The organism is Bacillus badius NBRC 15713 (genome assembly GCF_001591605.1).
GTDB classification, from domain to species: Bacteria; Bacillota; Bacilli; order Bacillales; family Domibacillaceae; genus Pseudobacillus; species Pseudobacillus badius.
In genome coordinates this window covers 14,212-30,461 of sequence record NZ_BCVF01000004.1, presented here as the reverse complement: position 1 = coordinate 30,461, position 16,250 = coordinate 14,212, and the positions used below count along the sequence as shown (strand labels likewise).

At 46.0% G+C, this 16,250-nt stretch carries 16 protein-coding genes; 15 read left to right on the top strand and 1 reads right to left on the bottom strand.

Annotation, left to right across the window (positions count from 1 at the left end; translation table 11 throughout):
* The 8 genes from rsmB to spoVM all read left to right on the top strand — a co-directional run bounded on the left by rsmB (position 1) and on the right by spoVM (position 7,630).
* On the top strand, positions 1–1,341 hold the full coding sequence (rsmB, locus tag BBA02S_RS03105; protein WP_041113097.1) for a 16S rRNA (cytosine(967)-C(5))-methyltransferase RsmB: 1,341 nt from the start codon (positions 1–3) through the stop codon (positions 1,339–1,341).
* Positions 1,341–2,432, top strand: coding sequence for a dual-specificity RNA methyltransferase RlmN (gene rlmN / locus BBA02S_RS03100; RefSeq protein ID WP_041113098.1), 1,092 nt, complete (start codon positions 1,341–1,343; stop codon positions 2,430–2,432). Before rsmB ends, rlmN begins: the two co-directional genes overlap by 1 nt.
* Before the next feature lie 6 nt (positions 2,433–2,438).
* On the top strand, positions 2,439–3,188 hold the full coding sequence (locus BBA02S_RS03095) for a Stp1/IreP family PP2C-type Ser/Thr phosphatase (RefSeq protein ID WP_041099897.1): 750 nt from the start codon (positions 2,439–2,441) through the stop codon (positions 3,186–3,188).
* Positions 3,189–3,195: 7 nt separating this feature from the next.
* A complete protein-coding gene (pknB, locus tag BBA02S_RS03090; protein ID WP_052475266.1) occupies positions 3,196–5,199 on the top strand; it encodes a Stk1 family PASTA domain-containing Ser/Thr kinase in 2,004 nt (667 codons plus the stop codon).
* A 54-nt stretch (positions 5,200–5,253) separates the two neighbouring features.
* A complete protein-coding gene (rsgA, locus tag BBA02S_RS03085) occupies positions 5,254–6,135 on the top strand; it encodes a ribosome small subunit-dependent GTPase A (RefSeq protein WP_041099898.1) in 882 nt (293 codons plus the stop codon).
* A 1-nt stretch (position 6,136) separates the two neighbouring features.
* A complete protein-coding gene (gene rpe / locus BBA02S_RS03080) occupies positions 6,137–6,793 on the top strand; it encodes a ribulose-phosphate 3-epimerase (RefSeq protein WP_041099900.1) in 657 nt (218 codons plus the stop codon).
* A gap of 77 nt (positions 6,794–6,870) precedes the next feature.
* Positions 6,871–7,524, top strand: a complete 654-nt coding sequence (locus tag BBA02S_RS03075) for a thiamine diphosphokinase (RefSeq protein ID WP_041099902.1) — start codon at positions 6,871–6,873, stop codon at positions 7,522–7,524.
* A 28-nt stretch (positions 7,525–7,552) separates the two neighbouring features.
* Positions 7,553–7,630, top strand: a complete 78-nt coding sequence (gene spoVM / locus BBA02S_RS03070) for a stage V sporulation protein SpoVM (RefSeq protein WP_099098601.1) — start codon at positions 7,553–7,555, stop codon at positions 7,628–7,630.
* A 277-nt stretch (positions 7,631–7,907) separates the two neighbouring features.
* On the opposite strand, the gene rpmB is transcribed toward spoVM, so the two are convergent.
* Positions 7,908–8,096, bottom strand: coding sequence for a 50S ribosomal protein L28 (rpmB, locus tag BBA02S_RS03065; RefSeq protein ID WP_041099906.1), 189 nt, complete (start codon positions 8,094–8,096; stop codon positions 7,908–7,910).
* Between the two features lie 250 nt (positions 8,097–8,346).
* Here rpmB and BBA02S_RS03060 point away from each other — a divergent pair, with 250 nt between their 5' ends.
* The 7 genes from BBA02S_RS03060 (at position 8,347) to plsX (ending at position 16,238) form a co-directional block, all read left to right on the top strand.
* Positions 8,347–8,709, top strand: a complete 363-nt coding sequence (locus tag BBA02S_RS03060; RefSeq protein WP_041099908.1) for an Asp23/Gls24 family envelope stress response protein — start codon at positions 8,347–8,349, stop codon at positions 8,707–8,709.
* A gap of 20 nt (positions 8,710–8,729) precedes the next feature.
* On the top strand, positions 8,730–10,403 hold the full coding sequence (locus tag BBA02S_RS03055) for a DAK2 domain-containing protein (protein ID WP_041099910.1): 1,674 nt from the start codon (positions 8,730–8,732) through the stop codon (positions 10,401–10,403).
* A 465-nt stretch (positions 10,404–10,868) separates the two neighbouring features.
* The gene (gene sdaAB / locus BBA02S_RS03045) at positions 10,869–11,531 is read left to right on the top strand and encodes an L-serine ammonia-lyase, iron-sulfur-dependent subunit beta (RefSeq protein ID WP_041099914.1); all 663 of its coding nucleotides are present in this window, start codon (positions 10,869–10,871) and stop codon (positions 11,529–11,531) included.
* A gap of 38 nt (positions 11,532–11,569) precedes the next feature.
* Positions 11,570–12,457 (top strand): L-serine ammonia-lyase, iron-sulfur-dependent, subunit alpha, encoded by an 888-nt coding sequence (gene sdaAA / locus BBA02S_RS03040; RefSeq protein ID WP_041099916.1) that lies wholly within the window; start codon positions 11,570–11,572, stop codon positions 12,455–12,457.
* A complete protein-coding gene (recG, locus tag BBA02S_RS03035) occupies positions 12,429–14,504 on the top strand; it encodes an ATP-dependent DNA helicase RecG (RefSeq protein ID WP_082040159.1) in 2,076 nt (691 codons plus the stop codon). Before sdaAA ends, recG begins: the two co-directional genes overlap by 29 nt.
* 151 nt (positions 14,505–14,655) lie before the next feature.
* Complete coding sequence (fapR, locus tag BBA02S_RS03030; protein WP_041099918.1) at positions 14,656–15,237, top strand: transcription factor FapR; 582 nt, start codon at positions 14,656–14,658, stop codon at positions 15,235–15,237.
* Positions 15,237–16,238: a phosphate acyltransferase PlsX gene (gene plsX, locus BBA02S_RS03025; RefSeq protein ID WP_041099920.1), complete on the top strand. Its 1,002-nt coding sequence runs from the start codon at positions 15,237–15,239 to the stop codon at positions 16,236–16,238. Before fapR ends, plsX begins: the two co-directional genes overlap by 1 nt.
* Positions 16,239–16,250 lie beyond the last annotated feature (12 nt).

The following is a 16,250-nucleotide window of genomic DNA, read 5'->3' as shown; positions in this document are numbered from 1 at the left end:
ATGAAGCAAAAGAAGAAATCGGTGCGGGAATTAGCCCTTGATTTGCTGGAATCTGTAGAAAAAAATCAGTCATACAGCAACTTGCTGCTTCATTCAGCCATCGAAAAAAACAGTCTCTCCGGCAGGGATGCCGGGCTTTTAACCGAAATTACGTATGGAACGATTCAGCGCAAGTACACTCTCGATTTTTTTCTGGCGCCGTTCATTAAGAAAAAACCGGAGCCATGGGTGCAGCAATTGCTGCGGCTCTCTTTATATCAAATGGTTTATCTTGATAAAGTGCCGGAACGCGCAGTGATTCATGAAGCAGTCGAGATTGCAAAAAAACGGGGCCATAAGGGGATTGCCGGTCTCGTTAATGGTATTCTTCGTTCAGCGCAGAGAAATGGTTTGCGCAGCTTTTCAGAGATTAAAGACGAGGCGGAACGAATTTCGATTGAAACGAGCCATCCCTTGTGGCTTGTTCAGCGCTGGATGTCACAGTTTGGAGCTGAGAAAACGAGAGAAATGTGCGAGATGAACTTGACAGCGCCGATGCAGACCATGCGGGTCAATGAAACAAAGGCGGATAGGGAAGAGGTGCTTCAACGCTTAGAAGCGGAAGGCTTTGAAGCGGAGCCAAGTACTGTTCTTCCGGAAGCTGTGCGCATTTTAAAAGGCAATGCGGCCCGCTCCTCTGTGTTTGAGAGCGGAATGGCAACGATTCAAGATGAGAGCTCTATGCTCGTCGCTTATGCGCTGGATATTGAGCCGGAGGAAAGAATTTTGGATGCTTGTGCGGCTCCTGGAGGCAAGACGACTCATATTGCCGAAAAGTTAGGCAACAGCGGCTCCGTATCAGCTCTTGACTTACATGAACATAAAATGAAACTCATTCAGCAAAATGCGGAGCGGCTGGGGTTGACGAATATTGAGACGAAGGCGTTAGACAGCCGCAAAGCCGGAGACGTATTTCCGCAAGAGAGCTTTGACCGGATTTTAGTGGATGCCCCGTGTTCAGGGCTTGGCGTTTTGCGCAGAAAGCCGGATATTAAGTATGCCAAGGCAGAAGGGGACCTTTCAGCGCTGCAGAAGATTCAACTAGATATTTTACATGCGGCAGCGCCCCTTTTGAAAAAGGGCGGTGTGCTCGTTTACAGCACATGTACGGTAGATAAGGAAGAGAATGAAGGCACAGTGAACCAGTTTTTGGCAACCCATACTGATTTTGAACCGGCAGCATTGACAAATTTGCCGCCTGCTATTCAGCCGTTGGCCGATCAGCACCTGCTTCAGGTTTTTCCGCAGGACTTTGGCGGGGACGGATTCTTTATCAGTAAATTACGAAAGAAGGTGCAGTAATGGAGCAAGCAAGAACAGCAAAAGAAATAACAGAGAACGATCAGCAGCTGCCATCCATTTATTCACTGCAATTGCAGGATTTAAAAGATTGGCTGAAAGAACAAGGAGAAAAACCGTTCCGGGCGGAACAAATTTTTGATTGGCTGTACAAAAAACGGATCACCTCTTATGAAGAAATGTCCAACCTTTCCAAGGAGCTTCGGGAAAAGCTGACCGCTCATTTTGCCATTACGACGTTAAAAACCTTGATCCAGCAAGAATCTTCTGACGGAACCATTAAGTTTCTGTTCGAGCTTCATGACGGTTATTCTATTGAAACCGTTCTAATGCGCCATGATTATGGGAATTCTGTTTGTGTAACGACTCAAGTCGGCTGCCGCATTGGCTGCACATTTTGTGCTTCAACCCTTGGCGGCTTAAAGCGTCATTTAGAAGCAGGAGAAATTGTTGCTCAAGTCGTAAAAGTACAACAGGCACTTGATGAAAAAGACGAGCGTGTCAGTTCGGTCGTTATTATGGGGATTGGTGAACCGTTTGATAATTATGACCAGATGCTTGCCTTTCTTAAAATTATTAATCATGAAAAGAGCTTAAATATCGGAGCCCGTCATATTACTGTTTCGACGAGCGGCATCATTCCGAAGATTTACAAATTTGCTGATGAAGAAATGCAAATTAACTTTGCCATCTCTCTCCATGCTCCGAATAATGAGCTGCGCACGAAGCTGATGCCAATTAATAAAGCTTACAAATTACCGGATTTAATGGAAGCTGTCCGTTATTACATCAACAAGACGGGGCGGCGCATCAGCTTTGAATATGGTTTGTTTGGCGGAGAAAATGATTCAGTTGACCATGCGATTGAACTGGCCGAATTGATTAAAGGATTGAAGTGCCATGTGAATTTAATTCCGGTTAACTATGTGCCGGAGCGCGATTATGTGCGTACGCCGAAAAATAAAATTTTTGAATTTGAAAAGACATTAAAAGACCGCGGCATCAATGTAACCATTCGCCGCGAGCAAGGACATGATATCGATGCGGCCTGTGGACAGCTGCGAGCGAAAGAACGGTCAGAAGAAACGAGGTGAGCCCCTATGGACTCTGTTTTTCGGACAGATAAAGGCCGGATTCGTCCTCATAATGAAGACAACGGCGGAGTGTTTTTGAATGCGGCGGGCGACCGCCTGGCTATAGTTGCTGATGGCATGGGCGGCCATAATGCCGGGGATATTGCTAGCCATATGGCTATTGAAACGATGAGATCATTATGGACAGCAGTTGAAGCAATCGAAACGGCCAGCCAGGCGGAAAGCTGGCTGAAAACAGCTATTCTGCAAAGCAATGAAAAAGTATTGGCCCATGCAAAAGATGTTCCTGAGTGCAGCGGGATGGGGACTACACTTGTTGCTGCTATATGCACAGCCAGCTTTTGCACGATTGCCAATATCGGAGACAGCCGCGGTTATTTATTCAACGAGAGCGGCTTTACCCAAGTGACGGAAGATCATTCGCTTGTCAATGAACTTGTCAAATCTGGCGAAATTACAAAGGAAGATGCGGAGCATCATCCCCGAAAAAATGTATTGACCCGTGCACTCGGCACAGAGCGTGATATCATGGCTGATTACTACACCGTGATGTTTGAACAGGGAGATGCGCTTCTTCTATGTTCAGATGGCTTATCCAATAAACTGGCACAGCAAGAAATGCAGCGGATTTTAGAAGCCGAGCTTTCCATTGAGGAAAAAGCTGAATCCCTCATCCGAATGGCAAATGAAAACGGAGGAGAAGACAATATTACTCTTGTGATCCTCGAACATTCTGCTGGCCTTGAAAGCAGGTGAGACCAGTATGTTAATCGGAAAGCGGCTGGGCGGCCGTTATAAGATCATTAAGATGATTGGCGGCGGCGGCATGGCCAATGTGTATTTGGCGCAGGATATCATTTTGGAAAGAGAAGTCGCCCTGAAAGTGCTGCGGCTTGACTTCGTAAATGAAGAAGAATTTATCCGGCGTTTTCAGAGAGAAGCGCAATCAGCTACGAGCCTCGTTCATCCGCATATCGTCAATATTTACGATGTGGGAGAAGAGGAGGGCATTAATTATATCGTTATGGAATACGTGGACGGAATGACGCTGAAGCAGTATATCCAGCAGCATTCGCCGATCCCGGTTGAAAAAACAATCGATATCATGAAGCAGCTGGCCTCAGCTATTGCTTTTGCCCATCATAATTCCATTATCCATCGGGATATCAAGCCGCACAATATATTGATGGACCGGGAAGGCAATGTGAAAATTACGGATTTTGGCATTGCTATGGCGTTAAGTTCTACGTCTATTACGCAGACAAACGCGGTTCTTGGCTCCGTTCACTATATTTCCCCCGAACAAGCACGGGGAGGCATGGCTACGAAAAAATCAGATATTTACGCTTTAGGAATTGTAATGTTTGAATTGCTCACGGGGCAGCTGCCGTTTTCGGGAGAATCGGCTGTATCGGTGGCACTTAAACATTTACAAGCTGAGACACCATCGGTTAAAAGATGGAATCCGGCGATTCCGCAAAGCGTAGAGAATATTGTATTAAAAGCGACTGCGAAGGATCCTTTTCACCGGTATGCGAGTCTCGAAGAAATGGAGCAGGATCTAGCGACAGCTCTTGACCCAGACAGAGCAAACGAAGAAAAGTTTTCCATCAACGAAGACGATGAAAAAACGAAAGCTATTCCGGTCATTACAGACAGTGAGCTTTCTGAAGGGCTTGACACGACGATTGTTCATCCTGTTGAGCCAAAAGACGAGCAGCCGCCGAAAAAATCAAAAGAGAAGAAAAAGCGGAAACGATGGCCTGTCGTTTTGTCCGTTTTCCTTCTGCTTGCCGCTTTGGCTGCTGCAGCGATCATTTTCGGCCCTTCATTATTTGGCCCCAAGGAGGTCAAGGTTCCGGATGTCAGCGGCAAGGAGCTTGATGAAGCGGTGTCCAGGCTTGTAACTGATGGTTTTAAAGTTGGAAAAACAAAAAAGCAATTCAGCGACGAAGTACCTGAAGGAGTAGTTATTAAAACCAATCCGGCAGCCGGGCGAACGATACAAGAGGGCGATACAGTCAATATTTATATCAGCTCAGGAAAAGAAACGGTCTCCTTTGCTGACTATCGCGGCAAATCCTTCGATGAGGTGAAAGCCGAGCTTGAAAAGTCCGGCTTTAAGAAAGTGGAACAACAAGTGGTCCATGACGAGGAAAGCGAAGCCGGCACGATTATTGACCAGGACCCGGAGCCGGACAATAAGGTGATCCCTGAAGAGACCACGGTTACTTTCACAGTCAGCAACGGCCCGGAAAAGATTAAGCTTATCGACTTAACGGATTATAATGAAAAAAGTTTAAAAGATTACGCTGAGTCAACGGGCTTAAATGTCGTTATTATGAAGGAAGATTATTCAGATTCCGTAGCCAAGGGACTGGTTATTTCTCAATATCCAAGCAGCGGGACCTCTCTTAACAAAGGCGATAAGGTGCAGGTGACGATCTCTAAAGGCAAAAAAGAAATACCGCCGAAAACAGTGACCAAAGAGATTACGATTCCTTATGAGCCGGAAGAGGAAGGGGCGCCGCAGGAAGTGCAAATATATATAGAAGATATGAACCACAGCATGACAGAGCCATTTGAAGTGCTGACCATTCATGAAGATTTAAAGAAAACATTGGAATTTGTTTTAACGAAGGAAAGCAAAGCTGGTTATAAAGTGATCCGCGATCAAAAAGTGATCATTGATGAAACCATTCCTTATCCAGAAGATACAGAAGAGATGACGGCGGAAGCGCCGAATTCGTCTAAGAACGCAGAATAAGGAGCGCCGGCGGACAGCTGTTTGCCGGCAAGTAGTGAAAAGAGGAGGAACGGGATGCCTGAAGGGAAAATAGTGAAAGCGCTGAGCGGATTTTATTATGTGTCAACGAATGGCCGGATTATCCAATGCCGAGGCAGGGGAGTGTTTCGGAAGCGAAAAGTCTCGCCCCTTGTTGGAGATTTTGTAGAATTCCAAGCGGAAAACGATTTAGAGGGATATATTTTAGCAATTGAGGAAAGAAAAAACGAACTCGTTAGACCGCCGATTGCGAATGTTGATCAGGCCATTCTTGTTTTTTCTGCTGCCAGACCAGAGTTCAGCACAGCACTGCTTGACCGTTTTCTCGTTTTGATTGAATCAAAACAAATAGAGCCGCTTATTTGCATTACGAAAATGGATCTTCTAAATGAAGAAGAGGAAGCGGCTATTGACTGTTATGCAGCAGACTATCGTTCATTCGGATATGAAGTCATTCTTACTTCTTCAGAAAACTTAGCTACTCTTGCTGAATTAAGAGTTCATTTAGAAGGGAAAACGTCAGTATTTGCAGGGCAATCCGGTGTTGGCAAATCTTCATTATTAAATGCTCTCAAGCCGGAACTGTCATTGAAAACAGACGATATTTCCGATTCTCTTGGCCGAGGAAAGCATACGACGCGGCACGTGGAATTGATCAACGTTGAAAATGGTCTGGTTGCTGATACACCAGGGTTTAGTTCTCTGGAATTGACTGAAATTGAGGCAGAGGACCTTCCTCAGTATTTTCCTGAAATGGTTGAACGCAGTCACAATTGTAAATTTAGAGGCTGTTTGCACATTAACGAGCCAAAATGTGCCGTGAAAGCGGCCGTTGAGAACGGAGAAATTCCTTCTTACCGATATGAGCATTATTTGCAATTTATGGATGAAATTAAAGAAAGAAAGCCGAGGTATTAATATGGTAAAGATTGCCCCATCGATTTTGTCAGCTAATTTCGCCAAGCTGGGAGAAGAAATTAAAGAAGTAGAGACAGGCGGAGCGGATTGGATTCATGTTGACGTAATGGACGGACATTTTGTTCCAAATATTACGATCGGGCCGCTGATTGTAGAAGCGGTCCGGCCTGTTACAACGCTCCCATTGGATGTACATTTAATGATTGAGAATCCTGATCTCTATATTGAAGCTTTTGCAAAGGCGGGAGCTGATTATATTACTGTACATGCCGAGGCTTGTCCGCATTTGCACCGCACAATTCAACTTATTCGCTCGTTTGGGGTAAAACCAGGGGTAGTCTTGAATCCGGCCACTCCGGCTTCTGCATTGGAATACATTATAGAAGATATTGATCTTGTTTTATTAATGACAGTGAATCCCGGCTTCGGAGGCCAGTCCTTTATTCATTCGGTCGTGCCGAAGATTCAGGAAGTAAAACAGATGATTACGGAGAAAGGGCTGGATGTGCTGATTGAAATCGACGGCGGTGTAAATACAGAAACGGCAAAGCTGTGCACAGATGCAGGCGCAGATGTATTAGTAGCCGGATCAGCTGTCTATAATAAAGCCGACCGGAAGCAGGCGATTACCGACATTCGGTTGTCGGCTACGATGTAAGTATGATGAAAATAGAGCCGTTTGATGCGGCTCTTATTTGTTTCTGGAAGCATCTTTAGATTGGAGGTGGCCAGGTATTGAGAGTAATAATAGCAGCCGGCGGACCGGAAAAGGAATTGCCTGATATGAACGCCTTTGATGAAGGCGATGTTTACTGGATTGGGGTAGATCGGGGAACAGTATATTTACTGAACCGGGGAATTACCCCTCAAGCTGCATTTGGGGACTTTGATTCTGTTTCTAAAGAAGAGTGGAATTATATCCAGCAAGAAGTCAAGAGTATACATACTTTTCCTGCTGAAAAAGATGAAACGGATTTGGAGCTTGCTTTACAATGGTCGCTTTCGCTTCATCCCAAGCAGTTGACTGTTTTAGGAGCAACCGGAGGCCGGCTTGATCATTTTTTTGGAACGGTGAGCTTGCTTGCAAATAAGAAGGTGGTTTCCGGTGATCTGGAGGTGGAGGTCGTTGACCGTCTGAACCGCCTGTCGGTTTGTCACGGGCCGGTTAGAAGAAAGGTGTGGCAGGACCCAGCCTACAAATATTTTTCTTTCTTCCCGGTAACGAAGGAAGTAAAAGGGTTGACGCTCGAAGGCTTTAAATATCCGCTGTCGGACCATACTGTGCAATTAGGGTCGACGTTATATGTAAGCAATGAATTAGAGGGAGAAAGTGGTACTTTTTCTTTTACAGACGGCATATTAATGGTGATAAGAAGTTCTGATGATTGAGCAGCTTTAAATTGGAGGGGTGGCAATCATGAAATTTTATACCATTAAACTGCCTAAATTTCTTGGCGGGCTCGTCCGGGCAATGCTTGGAACACTGAAAAAGTAGAGGCAGGCCATAACAACAGATAGATGAAACGAACGATGAAAGAGCCGGACTGGCTCCGATCAGCACATTCGCTTTTCTGTGCTGCCATGTTTCATTTTTATTAGAAAAGGGGAGTGCGTGCCCGGAGCCGGGCGCTAAGCTGGATGAAAAGCAGCAGCGCCTGCGCCGGCGCACGCACAAATTTCCTCGATGAGCGAGCCCATCATGCGGCGGCTAATCGTTTTTCAATAGAAAAAACCGGCTGATACCAGCCGGTTTTCTTCTGTTGGAAAGCTTATTATACGCGCTCTACTTTTCCGGATTTTAACGCTCTTGCAGAAACCCAAACACGTTTAGGTTTGCCATCTACTAAAATGCGAACTTTTTGCAGGTTGGCCCCCCAAGTACGCTTATTTGCGTTCATAGCGTGGGAACGAGTGTTGCCGGAACGAGCTTTACGGCCTGTTACAACACATTTTTTTGGCATATTATTCACTCCTCACCGTTGAAGCTGAAAAGATGGTTTCAATACTTCATGATATTCTGAAAGATACTTTAATAATTTACCATACAACTTTTTTAAATGCAACTGTTCTTGAAAAGTCTTTCAAGAAAAAAACCTTGACATCCTCCTGCTTCTTTTGAAATGATATAGTGCGGGTAAGTGTTCCTTTTAAAACAAAGGCAAGTATAGTAAAATGTCTGTAGCTTACAACCAATTTTAAGGGGGGGTCCCAGTGGCCATTGAGCTTAGAACAAAATACGGACAGATTGATATTTCAAATGATGTGATCGCCATGATTGCCGGTGGAGCAGCGATGGATTGCTACGGTATTGTGGGAATGGCATCAAAAAAACAAATAAAAGACGGACTTACTGAAATTTTGCGCCGGGAAAACTTTGCCCGCGGTGTGATCGTACGCCAAGAAGAAGACCAAGTATTTATTGATATGTACATCATTGTCAGCTATGGAACTAAAATATCAGAAGTAGCCAATAACGTGCAATCGAAAGTAAAGTATACGCTTGATCAGACGGTCGGTTTGTCTGTTGATGCAGTAAATATTTTTGTGCAAGGGGTTCGCGTGACGAATCCGTAGAGTGTGAGGAGGAAAGATTCGTGTCAATTACTTCATTGGATGGAAAGCGGTTTGCCGCCATGGTTCAGGCGGGGGCCGCTCATTTATCAGCCCATGCCGACATGGTCGATGCGCTGAACGTATTTCCTGTTCCTGACGGAGATACAGGAACAAATATGAATTTGTCCATGACTTCGGGAGCGAAGGAAGTTCAGCAAAATGCAACCATTCATTTCGGCAAGACCGCAGCCGCTTTATCTAAAGGACTGCTGATGGGAGCACGCGGAAACTCAGGTGTTATTCTGTCCCAGCTGTTTCGCGGCTTTGCCAAATCAGTTGAACAAAAGCAGGAAATAACAAGCAAAGAGCTGGCCCAGGCTTTCGAAGCTGGTGTTGAAACTGCCTATAAGGCTGTGATGAAGCCTGTAGAGGGAACGATTTTAACGGTAGCCAAAGATGCCTCCAAAAAAGCGGTCGCTGTGGCGAAAAAACAGCCGGATATCATCGCTGTAATGGAAGGGCTCGTGGAAGAAGCAAAAGCCTCCTTAGCGCGGACACCGGAATATTTGCCTGTGCTAAAGGAAGTAGGCGTTGTAGATAGCGGCGGACAAGGGCTGCTGCTTGTGTATGAAGGCTTCCTGGCAGAACTGAAGGGAGAAAAGCTTTCCGAAACAGCCGGTATTACTCCGAATATGGAAGAGCTTGTGAGTGCAGCTCATCATAAAAATGTCCAAGGCTTTATGGATACATCAGCCATTGAATTTGGCTATTGTACAGAATTTATGGTTCGTTTCGAAGAGGACAAGCTGAAGCAAAGCCCGTTTTCCGAAGATAAATTCCGGACTGACTTAAGTGAATATGGAGATTCCTTGCTTGTTATTGCTGACGAGGAGATTGCTAAAGTGCACATTCATTCTGAGCAGCCGGGCGAGGTATTAACGTACGGTCAGCGTTACGGAAGCTTAATCAACATGAAAATTGAGAATATGCGCCAGCAGCATAGCGCGATTGTCGGCGCCCCGGCAAAAGAAGCGGTCGCGGCGGTCCCGAAAGCCAAGCGGGAAATCGGCATTGTGACAGTTTGCATGGGCGAGGGAGTTGCCAAGCTATTTGAAAGCTTGGGAGCATGTGCCGTTATCGAAGGCGGACAAACGATGAATCCGAGTACGGAGGATATCGTAAAGGCGATTGAAGAAGTAAATGCCGACAAGGTGATCATTCTGCCAAACAATAAGAATATTATTATGGCAGCTGAGCAGGCAGCTGAGGTAGTGGATATGGAGGCAATCGTTGTTCCTTCAAAAACGGTGCCGCAAGGGATGTCCTCTTTGTTGGCTTTTAATTCTGAAGCCAGCCTTGAAGAAAACAAATCAGCTATGACAGCAGCGCTTGCTCATGTGAAAACTGGACAAATCACTTTTGCCGTTCGCGATACGAATATTGACGGCGTTGAAATTGCCAAAGATGATTTTATGGGAATCGCTGATGGGAAAATTCTGTTAACGGATAAAAATAAAGTGGCTGCGGCAAAACAGCTTCTTCAAGAGATGATTGATGAAGAAGCGGAAATCGTAACTATCATTTACGGAGAAGATGCCTCTGACAAAGAAGTGGAAGAAGTAGCCCGCTTTATTGAAGAAAGCTTTGAAGAAGTGGAAGTGGAGATTCATAACGGCAAACAGCCGCTTTATTCATTTATCTTTGCAGTGGAATAAAAAGTGGTTCGGAGGGATCTCCTTCCGAACCACTTTTCGTTTTTTAAAGGGTTATCAAGTTAGTTGAGAGAAAGATAGACCTCTTTGAGTCGATAATTCTCTGATACAAGCGGGTCTGAAGCGACCCTAATTTTGTCCACCCTGTTGATTAGAATGAAAGGCGAGAAGACTTCTGCGGGCTCACCGCCCCCGCGGAAAATGAAGCGCCTAGAATGGAAATCAACTGCCTTCATCCACAAGCAAACTAAAAAAGCCGGCGTGCAAACTTCAGTTTTCATTGAGTTTGTCTACGGTCTGAAGGAAGAGAAGCGCTCTCTCTTCCTCTTTGTGTGCATTTTCAGCCTGATCATAGTAAAATAAAGAGGATTGTTGCTATCATAACCAAGCCTTTCAGCGGCTGGGTTTAAAGGGTATATAGATAGGCCAGCTAGTTTGAAAACAATCAGCACTAAAGGAGGCGGCAAGGTGAAATATAAAAGCGTGTTTGACATTATCGGGCCAATTATGATCGGTCCTTCAAGTTCGCATACGGCCGGAGCGGCAAGAATTGGCCGGGTAGCCAGAAGCTTATTTGGCAGAGAACCGCAATGGGCGGTTATTTCTTTTTATGGTTCATTTGCCGAAACGTTTAAAGGACACGCAACGGATGTGGCCATTGTCGGCGGCCTTCTTGATTTTGATACGTTTGATGAACGAATTAAGAATGCATTGGAAATTGCTAAAGAGCAAAACATAGATATACAGTTTGTAAAAGAACAGAGCATTCCGGATCATCCGAATACGGCCAAGGTCCGAATTGGAGACGACCGTTCAGAAATGGAGCTCGTCGGTATCTCCATTGGAGGCGGAAAAATAGAAATTACTGAATTAAACGGCTTTGAACTTAAGCTAACAGGGCATCATCCAGCAATTCTTGTTGTTCACCATGACCGATCAGGTGTTATTGCAACCGTTTCCAATGAGTTGGCTAAGCACGACATTAATATCGGCCATATGCAAGTATCCCGAAAAGGGATTGGAGAAATGGCCTTGATGACGATTGAAGTCGATCAGACGATCAGTGAGGAAGTATTAGAAGAGATTCGACGCTTGCCTCATATTACACAAGTAGCAAGAGTGGCTGATTAACAAGCCCCTTAATCCAGCTAAGAGGAGGAATGGTCACTTTGTTTAAAAACGCAGCTGAATTAGTTAAATTGGCTGAAGACCGCCAAAAGAAGATTTCCGACCTTATGATTGAGCAGGAAATGGAAGTGTCGGGAAAATCCCGCGAGGAAATTATGGAATTAATGGGGAAAAACCTGGATGTGATGGAACAGGCTATCGAGCGGGGATTAAAAGGGGTTCATTCTCTTTCTGGCTTAACCGGGGGAGATGCTGTGCTGCTGCAGCAATATATTCAAAAAGGAAATACGCTGGCAGGTCCTCTCTTGCTTGATGCCGTGAGTAAAGCAGTTGCTACCAATGAGGTAAATGCAGCTATGGGAACGATTTGTGCCACACCAACTGCAGGAAGCGCCGGAGTTGTTCCTGGCACCCTGTTTGCGGTACAAGAGAAGCTTCAGCCTTCCCGTGAAGAGAAGATCTGTTTTTTATTCACAGCTGGGGCATTTGGATATATTGTAGCCAATAATGCGTCTATTTCCGGGGCAGCGGGCGGCTGCCAGGCTGAGGTTGGTTCTGCTTCCGGCATGGCAGCTGCGGCGATTACAGAAATGGCAGGCGGCACACCATCACAGTGTGCAGAAGCCATGGCCATTACGTTAAAAAATATGCTCGGACTTGTGTGTGATCCTGTAGCCGGGCTTGTAGAGGTCCCTTGTGTGAAAAGGAATGCCATGGGCGCAGCCAATGCCATTGTAGCGGCAGATATGGCGCTGGCCGGCATCACGAGCCGGATTCCTTGTGATGAAGTGATTGATGCCATGTATAAGATAGGCCAGACGATGCCTTCCGCTTTGCGGGAGACGGCCGGCGGCGGTTTGGCAGCCACACCTACCGGGCGTAAATTGGAGGCGAAAATTTATGGAGTACCGCTCCAGTCCCGAGATTAACTTATCACCGCTCTTGCAGCCGGTAGATGTGTTAAAAGGGATCGGCAAGGAAACAGCTCTCACATTAAATGAGCTGGGAATTAAAAGCATTAAAGACTTAATTGAGTTTTTTCCGTCCCGTTATGAAGATTACCGGCTGAGAGACTTAGCTGAGGTCGGCCATGAGGAACGGGTAACGGTAGAGGGGAAGGTTCATAGCCAGCCGTCCTCTATGTTTTATTCAAAGAAAAAATCACGCTTAACTTTTAAATTGCTGGTTGGTCGCTATTTAGTCACTGTGACCTTTTTTAACCAGCCTTATTTGAAAAGCAAGATCAATATAAATGATACTGTAACGATTACAGGGAAATGGGATAAGCACCGGCAAACGATTACTGCCCAGCACTTTGCGGCAGGCCCCCATAACCAACAAGGCGATTTTGAAGCGGTCTATTCATTAAAGGGGTCGCTGTCGCAAAAGAATTTCCGCAAATACGTCGGACTCGCCTTGTCTCAGTATAGTGAGCATATAGAGGAAACTCTTCCGAAAAAAACTCTCCAACAGTATAAATTGCTGAAACGCCGGGAGGCATTAAGGTCGCTTCATTTCCCGGCATCCGAAAGGGAAATGAAGCAGGCGAGGCGGCGCTTTGTTTTTGAAGAGTTTCTTTATTTCCAGTTAAAGATGCAGGCATTGCGCAAATTCGAAAGGGAACATTCAGCAGGAATTGCCCAAGCCTACGATATTCATAAGCTGAAACGTTTTATTCAATCGCTCCCTTTCTCGATGACTAATGCCCAAAAGAGGGTAGTGAACGATATTTGTGCTGATATGAAATCGCCGTACCGCATGAATAGGCTCCTTCAGGGAGACGTTGGAAGCGGAAAAACGGCGGTGGCCGCTGTTTGCCTGTATGCGAGCGTCACGGCCGGTTTTCAAGGCGCGTTGATGGTGCCGACAGAGATTCTGGCAGAGCAGCATGCTGAATCACTCAGTCAGCTATTTGAAAAAATGGATGTAAATATCGCTTTGCTTACAAGTTCAGTGAAGGGAAAACGGCGAAAAGAACTGCTGGCACGCCTAGAATCCGGGGAGATCGATATTTTGGTCGGCACGCATGCGCTCATTCAGGAAGAGGTGAGCTTCCATCACCTCGGTCTGGTAATCACGGATGAACAGCATCGCTTTGGTGTAAATCAGCGCCGCATTCTCCGCGAAAAAGGAGAAAGTCCTGATGTTCTTTTTATGACGGCTACCCCTATTCCGCGGACGCTGGCGATTACGGTGTTCGGTGAGATGGATGTGTCTATCATTGATGAAATGCCGGCTGGAAGAAAGGAAATTGAAACCTATTGGGCCAAGGAGGAAATGCTCGATCGCGTACTTGGTTTTATGGAAAAAGAGCTGGTCAAAGGCCGGCAAGCCTATGTGATTTGTCCGTTAATCGAAGAATCGGAAAAGCTTGATTTGCAAAACGCGCTCGATGTTCATGCGCAGCTCGTTCAATACTTTCATGGCCGCTACCAGATCGGCTTAATGCACGGCCGGCTTCCTGCAGAGGAGAAAGAGACGGTAATGAAGGCTTTTACAGAGCAGCAGGTGGACGTTCTAGTCTCTACTACGGTAGTAGAAGTCGGGGTAAATGTGCCAAATGCGACGATGATGGTCATTTATGATGCAGAGCGGTTCGGCCTTTCCCAGCTTCACCAGCTGCGCGGGCGTGTTGGCCGGGGAAGTGAACAATCTTATTGTATTTTGCTGGCTAATCCAAAGACAGAGATTGGCCAGGAGCGCATGAAGATTATGACGGAAACAAACGACGGGTTTGTGTTGAGTGAGAAAGATTTAGAATTAAGGGGACCGGGTGACTTTTTCGGGAAAAAACAAAGCGGTCTTCCTGAATTTAAAGTAGCTGATATGGTGCATGATTACCGGGCGCTTGAAGTGGCCAGAGAAGACGCAAAGCGGATGATTGAATCACAGGCGTTTTGGAAAGAGAAAGAGTATGAGCCGCTGCGCCGGCACTTGGAAGAATCCGGCGCCCTTTCTGGTGAGAAGCTAGATTAGTAAGGTGTCAACGGCTGGCTGGCTGCTAAGAGGAGCAAGGAAGACTCGCGTTCGCTGATAGCGCGTGAGAATGCAAGTTTTTCCTTGCATTCTCTTTTTTTTGCTTTTATACTACTGTTAGTACCTAGTCCTAATATCGGATGGTGTAAACATGAGACGTACAAAAAAAGAAAGACAGATTCAGTTGCAGGAAACAATTGCTGATAATCCATTTATAACAGATGAAGAATTGGCTGAGCAGTTTCAAGTGAGTGTGCAAACGATCCGTTTGGACCGAATGGAACTGTCGATCCCGGAGCTGCGGGAAAGAATTAAACACGTAGCAGAAGAGAGACTGACTAATGAAGTCCGGTCATTGCCGATTGAAGAAGTCATTGGTGATGTTGTTGATATTGAATTGGATAAGAGTGCCATTTCTATTTTTGATGTAAAAAGAGAACATGTCTTTACTAGAAATGGAATCGCCCGCGGACATCATGTATTTGCTCAAGCGAATTCTCTTGCTGTAGCGGTGATCAACGATGAATTGGCTCTGACTGCCAAAGCCAATATTCGTTTTAAACGGTCAGTTTACGAAGGAGAACGAGTCGTGGCTAAGGCAAAGGTCATTGATATACAAGCAGCGAATGACCGGACAATTGTTGAAGTGAACAGCTATGTCGGTCAAGAGCTTGTTTTTCAAGGTGAATTTACTATGTACCGTTCCAATATGACAACAGGGGATGAAGGATAATGAAAATAGCGATAGATGCAATGGGCGGCGATCATGCACCGAAGGAGATCATTCTTGGCACAAACAAAGCATTGGCAGAAATGCCGGACCTGGAAGTGCTGATTTACGGGGATGAAAAGCAGATCGCTCCCTTGCTGACGGCAAATAGCCGGGCAAAAGTAATACATACAGATGAAGTCATTCTTGGAACCGATGAGCCAGTGCGGGCTGTACGCCGCAAGAAAAATGCTTCCATGGTCATGATGGCACAGGCAGTCGCCGATGGCGAAGCGGCTGCTTGTGTGTCTGCCGGCAATACAGGAGCCTTAATGGCTGCCGGGCTGTTTGTTGTGGGCCGCATTGATGGAATTCAGCGTCCGGCTCTCGCTCCGACTTTGCCGACCGTTGACGGCAAGGGGTTTGTGATGCTTGACCTCGGAGCGAATGTCGATGCCAAGCCGGAGCATTTGCTCCAATATGCCATTATGGGTTCGATTTACGCGGAAAAAGTACGAGGCATCGCGAGACCGCGTGTGGGCCTGTTAAATATCGGCACGGAAGAGAAAAAAGGAAACGACTTAACTAAAGAAGCGTTTGTGTTGCTGAAACAGCAGGAGGAGCTCCATTTTGTCGGCAACGTGGAGTCCCGGGATTTATTAAACGGTGTAGCTGATGTGGTGGTGACAGATGGCTTTACGGGCAACATGGTGCTCAAAACAATTGAAGGCACAGCTTTATCGGTCTTTTCCATGTTGAAGACGGCCCTGACCTCTTCTTTGAAAGCAAAATTGGGAGCCGGTTTGCTGAAAAACGAGCTTTACAGTTTAAAAGATCAAATGGATTACACCGAGTATGGGGGCGCTGGGTTATTCGGCTTAAAAGCCCCTGTGATTAAAGCGCACGGTTCATCCAATGCCAATGCTTTTTATAATGCCTTAAAGCAGGCGTATTCGATGGCAGAGGCCGATGTCCCTTCTAAAATTGCAGAAGCGGCGGGAGTAGTGTCATCAACAGATAAGTGAGGAGGAAGTAAA